General features: G+C 33.4%; 12 protein-coding genes. All 12 read right to left on the reverse strand.

Going from position 1 to position 15534, the window contains the following annotated elements:
- Positions 1–31 precede the first annotated feature (31 nt).
- Positions 32–2860 carry a TonB-dependent receptor gene (locus H600_RS0107785; RefSeq protein ID WP_026728250.1) on the reverse strand — a complete coding sequence of 943 codons (2829 nt, stop codon included), beginning with the start codon at positions 2858–2860 and terminating at the stop codon, positions 32–34.
- Positions 2861–3173: 313 nt separating this feature from the next.
- Positions 3174–4817 (reverse strand): glucose-6-phosphate isomerase, encoded by a 1644-nt coding sequence (pgi, locus tag H600_RS0107790; protein ID WP_026728251.1) that lies wholly within the window; start codon positions 4815–4817, stop codon positions 3174–3176.
- A 143-nt stretch (positions 4818–4960) separates the two neighbouring features.
- A complete protein-coding gene (locus H600_RS0107795) occupies positions 4961–5617 on the reverse strand; it encodes a hypothetical protein (protein ID WP_026728252.1) in 657 nt (218 codons plus the stop codon).
- Between the two features lie 47 nt (positions 5618–5664).
- Positions 5665–6093: a hypothetical protein gene (locus H600_RS0107800; protein ID WP_026728253.1), complete on the reverse strand. Its 429-nt coding sequence runs from the start codon at positions 6091–6093 to the stop codon at positions 5665–5667.
- Positions 6094–6101: 8 nt separating this feature from the next.
- Positions 6102–6722 (reverse strand): hypothetical protein, encoded by a 621-nt coding sequence (locus H600_RS0107805; protein WP_026728254.1) that lies wholly within the window; start codon positions 6720–6722, stop codon positions 6102–6104.
- 34 nt (positions 6723–6756) lie between these two features.
- The gene (locus H600_RS0107810) at positions 6757–7977 is read right to left on the reverse strand and encodes a peptidoglycan DD-metalloendopeptidase family protein (RefSeq protein WP_026728255.1); all 1221 of its coding nucleotides are present in this window, start codon (positions 7975–7977) and stop codon (positions 6757–6759) included.
- Between the two features lie 24 nt (positions 7978–8001).
- The gene (locus H600_RS0107815; protein ID WP_026728256.1) at positions 8002–8943 is read right to left on the reverse strand and encodes a tryptophan 2,3-dioxygenase family protein; all 942 of its coding nucleotides are present in this window, start codon (positions 8941–8943) and stop codon (positions 8002–8004) included.
- Positions 8943–9713, reverse strand: coding sequence for a DUF3108 domain-containing protein (locus H600_RS0107820; RefSeq protein ID WP_026728257.1), 771 nt, complete (start codon positions 9711–9713; stop codon positions 8943–8945). Before H600_RS0107820 ends, H600_RS0107815 begins: the two co-directional genes overlap by 1 nt.
- A gap of 293 nt (positions 9714–10006) precedes the next feature.
- Positions 10007–11167 carry a 4-hydroxyphenylpyruvate dioxygenase gene (gene hppD, locus H600_RS0107825; RefSeq protein WP_026728258.1) on the reverse strand — a complete coding sequence of 387 codons (1161 nt, stop codon included), beginning with the start codon at positions 11165–11167 and terminating at the stop codon, positions 10007–10009.
- A gap of 95 nt (positions 11168–11262) precedes the next feature.
- Entirely contained in the window at positions 11263–11622 is a 360-nt protein-coding gene (locus H600_RS0107830) for a four helix bundle protein (RefSeq protein WP_026728259.1), read from the reverse strand.
- 147 nt (positions 11623–11769) lie between these two features.
- Positions 11770–12927, reverse strand: coding sequence for a homogentisate 1,2-dioxygenase (locus tag H600_RS0107835; protein WP_026728260.1), 1158 nt, complete (start codon positions 12925–12927; stop codon positions 11770–11772).
- A 318-nt stretch (positions 12928–13245) separates the two neighbouring features.
- Entirely contained in the window at positions 13246–15528 is a 2283-nt protein-coding gene (locus H600_RS0107840; RefSeq protein ID WP_026728261.1) for a patatin-like phospholipase family protein, read from the reverse strand.
- Positions 15529–15534 lie beyond the last annotated feature (6 nt).

A 15534-nucleotide genomic window follows, 5' to 3' on the forward strand; every position in this document is an offset into this window, starting at 1 on the left:
CCGTTTTTACTATTTATTAAGATTCTAAATTTTAGAAATCGTAACGTAATGTGAAGTTCCAAGTTCTTCCAAATCCGAAGAATACTTGATTGTTAGTTGCTACACCGTTCCAAACTAATCCGTTAGAAGCGTAAGTTCCATTTGAACCAGCTGGTTGTCCAGCAGCTACAGGAAGGTTATCATCTGCAAAGAAGTTAGTTCTAGATTCAGCGATGTAAGTTTTGTCAAAAACGTTGTTAACATTTAATCTGAAGTTTACAGATTTGTCTTTGTTTTGACCAACTAACATTTTGTAAGAGAAACCAGCGTCAAATAATCCGTAAGCAGGTAATTGTAATGAACCTTTGTTTACAGGGTTTGTGAAGCTATTTGGGCTGATACCAGCGTATAAATTGTCGTTGTAGTTGTAGTTAGCATCTAAAAACACTCTTGTTAATACTTCGTAAGAAGCTCCTAAAGATGCTGTCATTTGAGCTGCATCACCAACTTTTACACCGTCCATGTATACAGTTGCTGCTTCATATCCAGGAACTGGAGTATTGTCAACTTGCCAGTAAGCATTTAATTTAGCATTGCCTTTGTATTCCCAGATTCCGTAAGAAATCATACCATTAACTCTTAATTTGTCTGTAATGTTAGAGCTTCCTTCAAATTCAATTCCTGAGTGAACTTCGTTAAGACCAACATATTCAGTATAAGTTGTATTTGCTGGAATAGTTGGAGAAGTTGGTAAAGCATTACCTCTTAAGTATCTATCATTCCAGTTTGTATTGTAAACGTTAACAGAAGCATTAAAGAATCTTGAACGGAAAGAGTAACCAGCTTCAAAACCTAAGATTTTCTCATTAGTAAGGTTAGGGTTTACTGTAGATTTGTTATTAGGGTATACTGAGTTAAAGAATGGTTGTCTTGAGTAGTATCCTGCATTAACAAAAACATTGTTTTTTTCGTTAAGGTTGTAGTTAACTCCCCCTTTTACGTTTCCACCTAAGATATTTTCGTAATCTGTTGACGATAAAGGATCAGTTGGCAAGTAAAGGAAATCATCTTCTCTTTTGAAACCTTGTTGAGAAATTGCTCCTTGAACGAATGCAGTTAAATTGTCTTTAGAGTACTCTAATTGAGTAAATGCACCATACCATCTAACTTTTCCAGTACTATTAAAAGAGATTTTTTCGTATTCTTTTTTATCAAAAACATTCCATTGAACGTTTGTTGGATAAGTAGTTGTCAGGTGTCTAGCTGGGTCGCTTTTCTTAGAAGTATCGTAAAACTCATCAGCACCAAATAAATCATTTAATACAGTAAAGTGGTATCCTGTGTAAGTTCTTGCATCAACACCAAAGTCTAATGTTAATGTTTGAGATAATTTTTTGTTTAAGTTGATTACAGCTCCATACCAGTCATGTGAGTTGATAGAAGATGTTTGAGAAATACCTGATGTACCTGTACTTGCACCATTAGCAGCACTTGAACCAGAAGAGAATGTGTTTTGGTAAACACCACCTACTTTAGCTCTTGTTTGAGGGCCTGTAAAACCATTGATGTTAACAGGTTGTCCTGAGTTGTAAGCTACAATTTTATCATAATCAATTAATCCATCAGGTCTTCTGAATGCAATAAGGTCATTGTAAGATTTTCCTCTAATTCCACCAGCAGCACTAGCTCCAGCTCCACGACCTAAAGACGCGTAAAGTACAGAAGAAAGTTTTGTAGTTTCATTGATTTTGTAATCCCAGTTGAAAGAACCAATTGGTTTATGGTAGTAGTTTTTTCTGATGTTGTATTCTTCTCCATTACGATATCCAGTATCAGCGTTGTATCTGATGTTTGGTTCGTCAAGGCTACCGTATTGTTGGTAAGTAGCAATTGTAGAAGCAGTAGATCTTTGGTTGTGCCATTGTGGCGCACCAGTTACTGTTAATTGGAAATCATGTGTTCCGCTTTTGTTTCCATATCCTAAAGCTACATAGTAGTTAGATCCTTCAAATGCAGTTCCAGGGATGTAACCATCTCCCATTGTTTGAGACAATAAGATCGAAGCAGAAAGTCCATTGCTTAGTTTTCCTGTGCTATATGAACCTTGGATTTTAAAGTTTCTTCCGTTACCGAACATAGAAGCGAAAGATCCGCCTTCTTTTCTGTCAGAAGCTTTAGTAAGAATATTGATTGTACCACCAACAGAAGGAGATACTAATTTAGAAGATCCTAAACCTCTTTGAACTTGAATAACAGAAGCTACATCTGATAAACCAGCCCAGTTACTCCAGTAAACAGAACCATTTTCCATGTCGTTAACTGGCATACCGTTGATCATAACAGCGATGTTGTTTTGGTTAAAACCACGTAATGTGATTCTTGAATCTCCAAAACCACCACCTGATTTAGTTGCGTATACAGAAGGAGTGTTTCTTAAGATTTCAGGGAACTCTTGAGTTCCTAATTTTTGTTGAATTTCTGCTGCTTTAATTGTCGATACAGCAACTGGAGTTTTTCTGTCTTTAGCAACGTCTACTACAGTACTTTTTACTACAATTTCGCTTAATTCATTTGAGTTAGATGTTAAAACAATCTCGCCCAAATTAGTTGTCGATCCATTTGTAACTGTAAATTTTACAGTTTTGCTGTCGTATCCTAAGAAAGAGACAACAATCTCTCCTGAACCTGTTGTAGAATTTAAGGTAAATTTACCATCAAAATCTGTTGAAGTTGCTGTAGATGATCCTTTGATCGCTACGTTTGCTCCTGGTAATGAACCCGATCCGTCGGTAATTGTACCAGTAACTTTTCCTTGAGAAAATACGGTCGAAACTATCATAAAAAATAGTCCAGTAAGTAACCAATTTTTCATTTTCTTCATTTGTTATTTAGTTTATTGTTTTTGGCAAAATTATAACAATAAAATCAGATAATGTTATCAAAATGTTAAGAAAAATTAGTTTTACGTTTTTCGTTGCGCATTAAAATGATTTTTTCTTTTTTCATTAAAAATAATAACGTTTTTTTTAATTTTGACTAGTATTTATTGTTAAAATAGCAATGAATTTCGTAATGGTGTAGCGCTAAACTTGCAAAATTGATTCTGTTTTGGGCGTTTTGAGGCATTTTTATACGAAAAAACGCCTTAATTTTCATTAAATCAAGGCGTTTCAGAATGTTATAAAAATCAGAGATTATTTGCTTTTCAAATAGTGACTCAACAAAAATGTTGTTGAGCTGTCGTGTGTATTAACAGTTTTAGAATTTATTTCGTCTAAAATTGAATTTGCTAGCTGTTTTCCTAATTCAACTCCCCATTGATCAAAACTGAAGATGTTCCAGATGATTCCTTGAACAAAAATTTTGTGTTCATAAAGTGCAATTAATGATCCTAAGCTTTTTGGAGTAAGTTTTTCAATCAAAATTGTATTGGTTGGTTTGTTTCCTGTGAACACTTTAAATGGCAATAAGTAAGATGCTTTTTCTGCAGAAAGTCCTTGTTTGTCAAATTCAGCTTGAACTTGTGCTGGTGTTTTTCCATTCATTAACGCTTCTGTCTGCGCGAAAAAGTTTGACATCAATTTATCGTGATGATCTTCGTTTCCGTAAAGTGGTTTTACAAATCCGATGAAATCTGTTGGAATTCTTTTTGTTCCTTGGTGAATTAATTGGAAAAAAGCATGCTGAGAGTTTGTTCCTGGCTCTCCCCAAATAATAGTTCCGGTCTGATAGTTTACCGGTTTTCCGTCACGGCCAACACTTTTTCCGTTACTTTCCATAGTTGCCTGTTGCAAGTACGGAGCCAGTTTTGATAAATATTGTGTGTACGGAATCAAGGCTTCACTTTCGGCACCATAAAAATTATTGTACCAAACGCTTAATAATGCTAAAATTACCGGAATGTTTTCATCAAATTCTGTCGATTTGAAATGGTTGTCCATATCATGAGCTCCAACTAATAATTGGTTGTAATTATCAAAACCAATTGCCAAAGCAATACTCAAACCAACTGCGCTCCAAAGAGAAAATCTTCCTCCAACCCAGTCCCACATTGGGAAAACGTTGTCTGGATTAATTCCGAATTCCGTTACTTTTTGAATATTTGTAGAAACGGCTGCAAAGTGTTTTGCAATATCGTCTTGAGTTGCCGATTTTAAAAACCATTCTTTAATAGTTTCTGAATTCGAAAGTGTTTCTTGAGTTGTAAAAGTCTTAGAAACAATTACAAATAAAGTGGTTTCAGGGTTTAATTTTTTGATTACTTCATTTACGTGATCGCCGTCAACATTTGAAACGAAATGTAAATTCAAATGATTTTTGTAGAATTGTAAAGCTTCAACCGCCATAACTGGTCCAAGGTCTGAACCTCCAATTCCAATATTTACAACATCAGTAAAAGCTTTTCCTGTAAAACCTTTTCTTTCTCCCGAAATAACTTCGTTTGTAAAATTTTTGATTTTATTTTTTACTTCATAAACTTCCGGAATTACATTTTCTCCGTCAACTTTAATTATTGCCGATTCTGGAGCACGCAAAGCCGTATGTAAAACAGCACGATTTTCTGTTTTGTTGATCAATTCTCCTCCAAAATAAGCAGCAATTGCATTTTTTAATCCAATTGAATTGGCCAATTCTAACAAAAGAGAAATAGTTTCCTGACTGATATTATTTTTAGAATAATCAACTAAAAAGTCATTCCATTGCAAGTTGAATTTTGCAGCGCGGGCATTATCCTGCTGAAATAATTCTTGTATCGTAGTTTCGTGAATTGCATTATAGTGGTTTTGCAGATTTTTCCACGCCTCAGTCCCAGTTGGGTTTGTTGTGTTTAAAGCCATTTGTATTTTATTATGTGGTTTGTTTTTTTCAGAAACACAAAAATACTGAAATAACTTTTAAAAGGGTAGCGGTTCACGATTATATAACAATTAGTTACGAAAACGTTTTATGAATGTGATTTGAAAATAGTCAGTTTTTTAAATTAATTGACACTAAGAATTCTGATTAAAAGTGCCAATGGGAAAATTATTGTGCCGAGAATAAAAATGGTTTTCCCATGATTTCGGTCGGCATCATTATAGGAATAAACACGCTCGCCGTTTGGTAAGGTTTTTTTAGAAGTCCAAAGCGAATAACCAATAACAATTCCGATTCCGCCACCCAAAAGTGAAAATAAATATCCGGCCATTATCCAAGGTTTTTGATTCTCTTCTGGTTTTGCTAAAATTTTCAGGCGTTCTTTTTTTAAAGAAGCCAGCATATCAGGATCGATATTTTTGCCACGCTCGGTTAAAAGTTTTTGTGCCAATTTATAATCAAAAACATTCCATTCATCCGATTTTAAAAGAACATCATATAATTCTTCATTCGAAAAACTTAAAAGATAATAATCTTTGTCAACTTGGTTTAGAAGGCTTTCCGTGTCTTTTTCTAAAATTTCTTGAGCTTTTGCAAAATCAGCTGGGTCAATCTTTATTTCATATTGATTTTGTAAAGTGCTTCCTGAAAAAGTTATGTCAACAGGTGCAATATTATCTGCTAAAACTGTTTTGATATTGTTTTTATTTAGCAACATTTCAACTTCTTTAGCTTGAATTCGAGTTGGGAAATTCTTAAAAGCAATAAAATTTTCAGTCATTATTTGGGGTTGGTTTTAATGTTTTGTTTTATTCTACTCTTCAAAGTTTAATTTTCACAGAAGCAAAAGATTTCATGTGTAGATTTCTTTCTTGCAATATTATACCTATCGGTTTTTATAATTTCAAAATCGGTGTTATTTATTTCATTATAATTTGGAAACCAATTTGGTTTTAGTTCGTCGTATTTTTTTATTTTTTGTTGAAATGAGAATAAAGGAACTTTTGTGCTGTTCAAGAATAAGGAATCGTAACTCTTATTATTAGAATAATTGAATTTTACAAAGTTGCAAGAGCCAAGATGAGAAGCGCTTTTTAGATTGTAAGAATCCGCGTTGATGATATTTGGAAACCAGCCCGTTAATCTCAAATTTGTTTCTGTTTTATAATCATTATAGGTGTCAAAACTAATTTCAAACGGTTTGTTTTGACATGAAACAAAAGCAAAAAGGAGAAAATATTTTAGCAGTTTTTTCATAAATCAGATTACCAAATCTTCCACCAAGGTTTTTTATTTACTTCGATAGTTTTCTTTTCAGTGTCAATTTCTATTCTTTTGAAAGATTCAATTTTAATTTTTGAATCATCAAAAAAGAATTCGCCATTTTCATTCATTCCAATTGGAAATTTTGTTCTTTCTTTCCAATTTTGGGTTTGTAAATCCTGAATTAAAGCAATATTGATTTTATCGTTGAACTTTTTTCTTGCCTTTTCTATGATTTCTTCTTCTAGATTTGAAGAAGAATTCTTGAAAAGAGTCAATGAATTATCTGGAATATTCAAAAGAAAAATTTGAGTTTTGTCGCCAATTTTCTTAATATCCAAAACTTTAAAATAAGCAATCGAATCTAAAAGAAAATGCCCAATTTTTCCCGAATCAGGATTGAATTTTGATAAATCCTTGGGATGAGCACTTGCAATTAAATATCTCAAATTTCCCGAAAGACCTCCTCCAATAGAAGTCATGTCTGTAAAACCTTTTTCCTGAATGATCTGCCCGACTTTGTAATTCGAAATTAAATTATCCGATAAATTGGTGTCTCTGTAAAATAGTTTTAAACCAGAAAAAGTTTCACTGTAAATTGCTTTAAGCCGAGCGTTTTTCATGTTTTGTTATTTTCTTTGAGTTTTTAATAAAAAATTAAAGATTCCCAATACTGTCTAATTCTCTTTTCAAAGGTTCAATTTGTTTCGCGAAACGAGTTTTGTCATTTCCGGTTAAAGATTCTCCGGTTGGCAAGTTGAGACGAAGTGCATCAACTTGAACGCCATTTTTCCAGAAACGATAACAAACGTGTGGTCCAGAAGCTAAACCTGTACTTCCAACTAAACCAATAGTCTGTCCTTGTGTAACGCGCTGTCCACGACGAACCAAGATTTTTGACATATGTAAATATTGAGTAGAGTAGGTTCCGTTGTGTTTTACTTTTACAAAGTTTCCGTTTCCTGCGGTATATCCAGTTGCTTCAACAACTCCAGAAGCGGTAGTCGAAATTGGAGTCCCGGTTGGTGCTGCATAATCTGTTCCTTTATGTGCTTTCCAGGTATGCTGAACCGGATGAAATCTGTTCATGGTAAACCTGGAAGTAATTCGGCTGAATTTAATCGGCGTTTTTAGAAAGAAATTTTTAAGCGTTCTTCCTTGGTCGTCATAATATTCGATTTTTCCTGAAAGTGTATCTTTTTCAAAAGGAAATGCATAAACGATTTTTCCTTTATATTCAAAAAAAGCAGCTTCAAGTTCTTCAACTCCGTCATAGGTTTTGCCGTTAATGAATCTTTCGGTAAAAATTAATCCGTATCGGTCGCCTTTTTTTAGTTTGAAGAAGTCAATTGACCAAGAAAATACTTTTGTAATTCTGCTTGCCAATGCTGTTTCGACACTTTCATTTCCTAAAGTTTCGGATAAAGAGCTTTTTAAAACGCCACCAATTATTTTACGTTTTAAAGTAACAGGTTTTATTTTTTTATAAGCTTTTGCTATGCTATCTCTTAAGTCTATAACATAATACGTTAAAGCATCAGGCTGATAAACAAAAGCTTGAAGATTGTTTGTTTTGTTTTTTGCACGTATTAATGTAAAAGGTTTTCCATATCTAATGCTTCTTACATTAAATGAGTCTTTTACCTGTTCAACAATATCGTGTACTTTTTTATCTCCAATATTTTGACTTTGCAAAATGGATCCGAAAGAATCTCCTTTTGAAATAGTATCATTAATAACATTAAAATCTGCGTAATTAAAACCGAATTCTATTTTTTTGGTTGTTGGTTTAGTGATTTTGGTTTCAACTTTTTCTTCTGCTTTTTTGCACGAAAAAATAGAAAACAAGACAATTAAAATTACGACTGCTTTTTTCAAACTTTTTGTTTTTTTGTGACGAAATTAAACCTCGGTTTCATTTCCCCAATTGGACAATTCTTCTTCGGTCCACAATTTAGGAAAAAAGATGCGTCTTTGGTATTTTGGATGCATATATTTTTGCCAATCACTTCCTCCAGTCGCTTCTCCGTTGCCTTTTCCGCTTTCCAAAATGTATTTTCTTGCAGTATTAAGGTGCTGCATTACCCACGTAATATTTACAGTTTTGTCATAATGGCGCATAGCTTCAATAAGTTCTGTATTTTGTTGATCTTCAATAGGAAGTTGTGTGAATTTTTGCCAAATGTTTTTCGTTTTAAACGATGACATTTGTCTTAAAAATTGCTCTTTATATTTTTTCTCAAACTCATTCAGAAGATATGATTTCTCTCCGGTTTGATAATCTTTTCCCGCGGCTTGCCAATATAAATGCTCGAAACTAGTTTCTAAATCGGTGTTTTCGTCAAAGTTTGCTTTGTATCTTCTGTCGGTTAAATTGATGACATCGGTTGATGCAAATTCGATCATTCTGTATTGTGCACTCTGAAAACCGCTTGCAGGTGTCAAAGTATTTCTGAATTTCATGTATTGATCGACTTCCATTCCGTTTTCCATAATGCTGAACGAATTGGTAAGCATGTCGAAATAGCGGGTAATTCTAGAAAGTCTTTCGCTGAAAAATTCAACTTTAATATTTTCTGTTTCGGCAATTTGGTCAATTTCCCACAAAATCATTTTAAAGATTAATTCGTTGACTTGATGGTACATAATGAAAACCATTTCATCAGGAAGGGTAGTACGTTGTATTTGTAAATTTAATAGGGCGTCTGTTTGAATGTAGTCCCAATACGTAATTGGTTTTGACCAAAGCAATCCTTCTAACTGAACATCAGTTTTTTGATTTATAGCTTGGAATTTTTGATCAATTTCTTTTAAAATTGATTCTGAATGATCAGTAAGGTTCATTATTTTTTAACTTTAAATGGATTTTTTAATCCTTTATATTCATCAAGATCTGCTTTAAGTGATCCTACAGCAAGATCTGCTTTAATTCTGATAGGAACTTTGTTGTCGTCATCTGTAATCCAGAGCGTTAAACTTTCTTTTTCTTTAAAAACTCTGCCGGTTTGTACAAGAGGTTTGAAAACCATTGTAGAAACGGACCCAAATTTAGTCGTAATATCTTGACGGCCTACATATTTTAACTTAAATTTTGTGATTTCGTCATCGAAAAACATGTCAATTGTAATGGCCTCTCCCGATTTTAATTTGTCAATATTCGGATGGTTTCTCAAAAAATAAAATGAAGATACTATATCTTGCACATTATCAGTGGTGATAATGGTTTTTTCAGATTTTCGCTTGTAATCTTTTACTAAAACTCGGTTTTCTGCTTGATTAAAAAAGCCTTCCTGATTTTTGGTGTAACCGCCTTCATCAATTTTTCTGACATAACGGTATGGACTTCCGGTTTCTTTGTCAAAATAGCTTTCGTACAAATCTTCGACTTTAAAGAAAAATTTTGACATTCCGGTTGTGTAACCTTTACCCACCGCATGATAAACTTTTTTGTTGTTGATGGTGGCATCTTTGACTTCAAGTGTGGCATATCCGGCATTTACGATTCCGTAGTGAATTCTAAACTTGAAGAACTCTCCTGTACCGAAAGCGTCTTCTTTTTGCGAATCAAAACTAAAGGCTGTTAGGGTGAATATAATGAGGATTAATTTTTTCATAGTACTGTTTTACAAATATTTATGAGGATAATTGCAAATTCTATTCCAAATGTACCAAAACAAAAAAACTCAGTCAAGTAATGACTGAGTTTTTATGCTATTAACTAACCAAAAAACTATAAATTATGAAATTTATATCAATCCAAAAGGAAACCACCCCTTTTGATTTGCGAGTGCAAAGATAGATAGAAAGTTCAAAAAATAAATAGCAAAAGGCGAGTTTAACATAACATTTGCATAAAAACCATCGATTTACAGAGAATTTTTCTACATAATGTAAAAATAATGCGTTTTTATAGTGTTCCTCTTAATTCTTGTTCTCTCTCAATTGACTCAAACAGTGCTTTAAAGTTACCTGCACCGAACCCTTTTGCGCCCATTCTTTGAATAATTTCGAAGAAAAGCGTCGGGCGGTCCTGAACTGGCTTGGTAAATATTTGTAAAAGATAGCCATCTTCATCGGCATCGACCATGATTGCTAATTTCTCAATTTCGTTAATATCTTCTTTCATCATTTCCATGTGAACTCCCAATCTTTCTGGAATTGCTTCATAATAAGTATGAGGAGGAGAAGATAAAAATTCAACACCACGCGCTCTTAATTGTGATACTGTTTTGATAATGTCATCTGTCGCAATGGCAATATGCTGAATTCCTGGCCCACCATAAAAATCTAAATATTCTTCAATTTGAGATTTTTTCTTTCCTTCGGCTGGTTCGTTGATAGGGAATTTGATTCTTCCGTTTCCGTTTGACATTACTTTACTCATCAAAGCAGAATATTCTGTAGTGATTTGTTTGTCGTCGAATGATAGGAAATTCACGAATCCCATTACGTCTTCGTAGAATTTTACCCAAGTGTTCATTTCGTTCCAACCCACATTTCCAACCATGTGATCAATATATTTTAATCCGGTTGGTTCTGGATTATAGTCCGATTTCCATTCTTTATAGCCTGGCAAGAAAATACCATTGTAGTTTTTTCTTTCTACAAAAATGTGAACCGTTTCGCCATAAGTATAAATTCCAGAACGGATAACTTGACCAAATTCATCTTCTTCAACAGTTGGTTCCATAAAAGAACGTGCACCACGTTTCATAGTTTCTTCGTAAGATTTCGTAGCATCTTCAACCCAAAGTGCGGCAACTTTTACTCCGTCACCGTGTTTTTTCAAATGTTCATTTATCGGAGAATCAGCTGTTAAAGGCGTAGTCAAAACAATTCTGATTTTGTCTTGTTTCAAAACATACGATGCTCTGTCTTTTACTCCAGTTTCTAATCCGGCGTAAGCCAATGACTGATATCCGAAAGCTGTTTTATAATAATGTGCAGATTGTTTTGCATTCCCTACATAAAATTCTACATAATCTGTTCCCAATAATGGAAGGAAATCCTGTGCTCCTTCAAATATTTTCTCTAATCCGTATTCTACTGATTTAACTTCTTTACTCATAATTAGATAATTTGTCAATTAGATAATTAGATAATGAGAAAATTTGAAAATTGGACAATTAAAATAATTTTCTAATTGACACATTGACTAATTATCTAATTCCTCTTCGATGTTGATATTATTTTATTTAAAATTTTTAAAATTTCTGATAATTCATTTAATAAATCTTTGCAATTTGGATATTCTCTATGAGCATCGCATAAAAACAACCAATATTCTGTTTCGTCTGCTTCTTTAATTGCGATTTTTAATTTATGAATAAAATCTGCTTTACTTTCTGCATTTTGCGACTCTTTTGAATTTGCTCCAATTGATGTTCCGCTTTTTAATAACTGATTTGCAATTACAAATTTCTTTTGATCTTGAAGTTCGGTAGTATAATCAATTATATTTAGTGCAAAATTGAATGTTTTAATTAAAAGAGCGTTGTCTTTATATTTTTCGTTGAAAGTCATTTGTTTTAATTTGATAATTAGAAAATGAGATAATTAGACAATTTATTTTGTAAGTTTAAAATTACAATATTTAATTATCTAATTTCCAAATTGACACATTTTCTAATTAAAGAAATTTTCTAATTATCAAATTGGCACATTGACTAATTATTCCGTCCAAGATTTGTAATACTGACCGTCGTCAAGCCCCATCGCTTCTTCCGTTACCATTAATGGACGGAAAGTATCAACCATAACGGCTAATTCCTGAGTTTCTTTGTGGCCAATACTGCGTTCCATTGCGCCAGGTGCTGGTCCGTGCGGAATTCCTTTTGGGTGTAAAGTGATATGACCCTGCTCAATATTATTACGACTCATAAAATCGCCATCAACATAATATAGCACTTCGTCAGAATCTATATTGCTGTGATTATATGGCGCCGGAATTGCTTTCGGATGATAATCGTAAAGTCTTGGGCAGAAAGAACAAACGACAAAAGTGGCCGTTTCAAAAGTTTGATGTACCGGAGGCGGTTGGTGAACGCGTCCCGTTATAGGTTCAAAATTGTGAATTGAAAATCCGTATGGAAAATTATACCCGTCCCAACCCACAATGTCAAAAGGATGTGTTGCATAAACCACTTCGTGAATCATGCCTTCTTTTTTGATTTTAATTAAAAAATCGCCTTTTTCGTCATGTGTTTCCAATTCGCTTGGCAAAATAAAATCACGCTCACAAAATGGAGAATGTTCTAAATGCTGACCTGATTGGTTTTTATATCGTTTTGGAGTATAAAATGGAGAATACGATTCGACATAAAACAGTCTGTTTTCTGTTGTCTCAAATTCAATTTGATAAATAATACCGCGCGGAATAATTAAGTAATCGCCATATTCAAACGGAATATTCCCAAGCATGGTTCTTAATTTTCCCTTTCCTTTATGGATGAAAAGCATTTCATCGGCATCGGCATTTTTGTAGAAATAATTTCGAAGCGATTCTTTTGGAGCAGCTAAACCAATGATGCAGTCTTTGTTAACTAACATGGCTTTTCGGCTGTCCAAAAAGTCGTTTTCAGGCTTTAATTCAAAACCTTTAAAAAGTAATGATTTTATGTTTTTTCCGATTGCAATTTTTGGTTCAACCGAATAAGATTTCAAAATTTCTTTTACCTGCGTTGGTCGGTGAACATGGTAAGATAATGACGAATGTCCGTGAAAACCTTCTGTTCCAAACAATTGTTCGTAGTAAAAACCTCCATTTGGTTTTTCGAATTGGGTGTGTCTCTTTTGGGGAAAATCTCCGAGTTTGTGATATAATGGCATGGCCTTTTCAATTAGATAATTTGTAAATTAGATAATTAGAAAATGTGAATTGCAGAGTTAATAATTGATTCAATTTTGCAATTGACCAATTATTTCAATTCGATAGAGCCATTATTCAGGATTTCTCTTGATTAGGAATTGAAGATACTCTAATAAACCTGTCCAATTTGTTTTCATTATAACAAATGTCGTAATTTTTGCCGAGTAAAATTATAAATTATATTATTTATAACACTAATTATTTTGATTTTTTTCGATATAAATTTTTTGATAGCAAAAAAATAGTTTGGTTTTATTGAAGAATTCTTTGCTGAAATGCTAAAACAAGAACCCTATGCTAAACCAAGTAAAGCTTTTTGACATTTCTGGCGACCACGATTGTTTTACTTCAATTGGGCCAATAATAGTTTCTAATCCGTAACCTAAAGCATAACCTGTATATTTTGGCATTGAAATCCAATCAACTGTTGTGAAAATATCATCGCCCAGATTAGCAAAATTGGCAGAAAAGTTAATGTGGTTTTTCTTGAAAATTTCATAATCTAGAGTGATATCGCTTTTGATATAGCTGTTGCCAGAAATACTTAGGAAATCATAACCGTAGAAATAATTAAAATTATTGATTTTGCTGTAGCCGTAACCTCCTAGAATATAATCGAAAAACGGTACACTGTCGCTTCCAATATTAAATCCAGCATCGGCACCAATTTTAAAAGTTGCTCGTCTGAATAATGTTTTAGCAAATGCAATTTCGGCTTTAGCCATCGAAAATGGTTTGAAAGCATTTGTATAATCAGAAGATGCTAAATAAGTTTGCACATCGCCAGAAAAATATAGTCCTGAACGCGGAAAGGTTTTTTTGTCTAGTGAATCATATTTCAAATATCCAAAAACACTAAAGTAATTACTTTTGTCAATTATATTCCCTTCGTTTGCAAGCGTTGGCGTATTGATTTTTAAATATTTGTATTCTAAACCGCCGCCCATCAGGAATTTTTGGACAAAAATGGTTTGAAAATAAGCCTGGTTACTAAGATCGAGAAAATCAACATTAATAAGGTTGACATCTGGATTTGATTGTTCAAGTTTGCTTATGCTTGTTGTTACATTTCGATTAAACTGATTTAGTCTTGAACGAAACCCGAAACTGATATTAAATCCGTTTTCGATGTAATAATTGAAATCATATCTAAAATTATCTCCTAAAATAATATCTAATGAGGTAACATCATTTTTCATGAAAGTTTTCTTGTGCGTCAAATTTAATAAGATCGCACTTTTATAAAGTCCGTCATAATGAAGACCAAGTTTTAGATAAGTCTGTGTAGGGTTTTCTTTCAGAACTAGATCTAAATTGTCTTTGCCTTCTTCTCCTGGTTGCAAACAATACGAAATTGTGCTGAAGTTTTGAGTTGCGTCCAAATTATTCATTCCGGTTTTTAAATCAGCATATGTGATTGTGCTTCCAGGTTTGAAACGAAGTTTTCCATTAATGTACTCTTTGGTGTAATTGTCTAATTTGTCGACATTGATTTTTTGAACCTCTAAAGTATCACTGCCAACTTTTAGTTTTGGTTTTTTGTAGAAAGTTTCTTCCGTTACTAGTGTCTTGATTTTTTCATACACAGCAAAAGTTGCCTCTTCACCTTTTCTAATGATTTCTTCTCCTCGATCAAATGAAATTACGCCAAAATCACGAATATCTGGTTTGATATATATATCAGTTTCTTTTCTTTTGCTTTTCATTTTTTCGATCGATTGCAGATTGGTAATCTGAACCAAAATTCGAGTGGCATTTTTTAAGCCTTTTCTGTTTTGTAAATCATCCTGAACATCTACTCCAATAATAATGTCAGCACCAAGATTGCGTACTTCTTGAATGGGGTAATTGTTTACAACTCCACCATCGACCAAAAGTTTGCCGTCAATTTCAATTGGAGTAAATAATGAAGGGAAAGCAGCACTGGCCATCATGGCTTGAACCAAATTGCCTTTATTTAGTAGTACTTCTTCACCGGTTTCAATATTGGTGGCAATACATAAAAATGGAGTTGGCAAATTATTAAAATCTCGAACATGACGTACATTTCGAGTCAAACTGCTTAAAAGGTTGTAATTGTACATTCCTTTTGAAAGCGCTTCTGGAATTCCGATTCTGAAATTGCTGAAGGGAAGGGTTACGGCGTACAATTCGTCGTTTTTTTTGCCGTAAAAGTTTTTTGATGAACGTGGAATATAATCGTTGATCAATTCGTCAAAATTGGTTTGCTTGAAAATAGAATCAATTTGAGTAGCATTATATCCAGTAGCATAAAGTCCGCCAATTACAGATCCCATACTAGTTCCGCCAATATAATCGATTTTAATTCCGGCTTCTTCTAAAACTTTCAAAACTCCAATATGAGCAAAGCCTTTTGCGCCACCACCACTTAAAACCAAACCAATTTTTGGCCTTTTAACACTGTCTTGTTTTATGTCCTGTGAAAATGATTTTTCAGGTAGAAGAAGTAATCCGAAAAATACGAATATTGCTTTCCAAATAGAATTGGAAGAGAATCCTTTAGACTTAGTATGTGAAAGGTCCACTTTTTTAAAGTACATAAAAAA

It is taken from the genome of Flavobacterium denitrificans DSM 15936 (genome assembly GCF_000425445.1).
Classification (GTDB): Bacteria; Bacteroidota; Bacteroidia; order Flavobacteriales; family Flavobacteriaceae; genus Flavobacterium; species Flavobacterium denitrificans.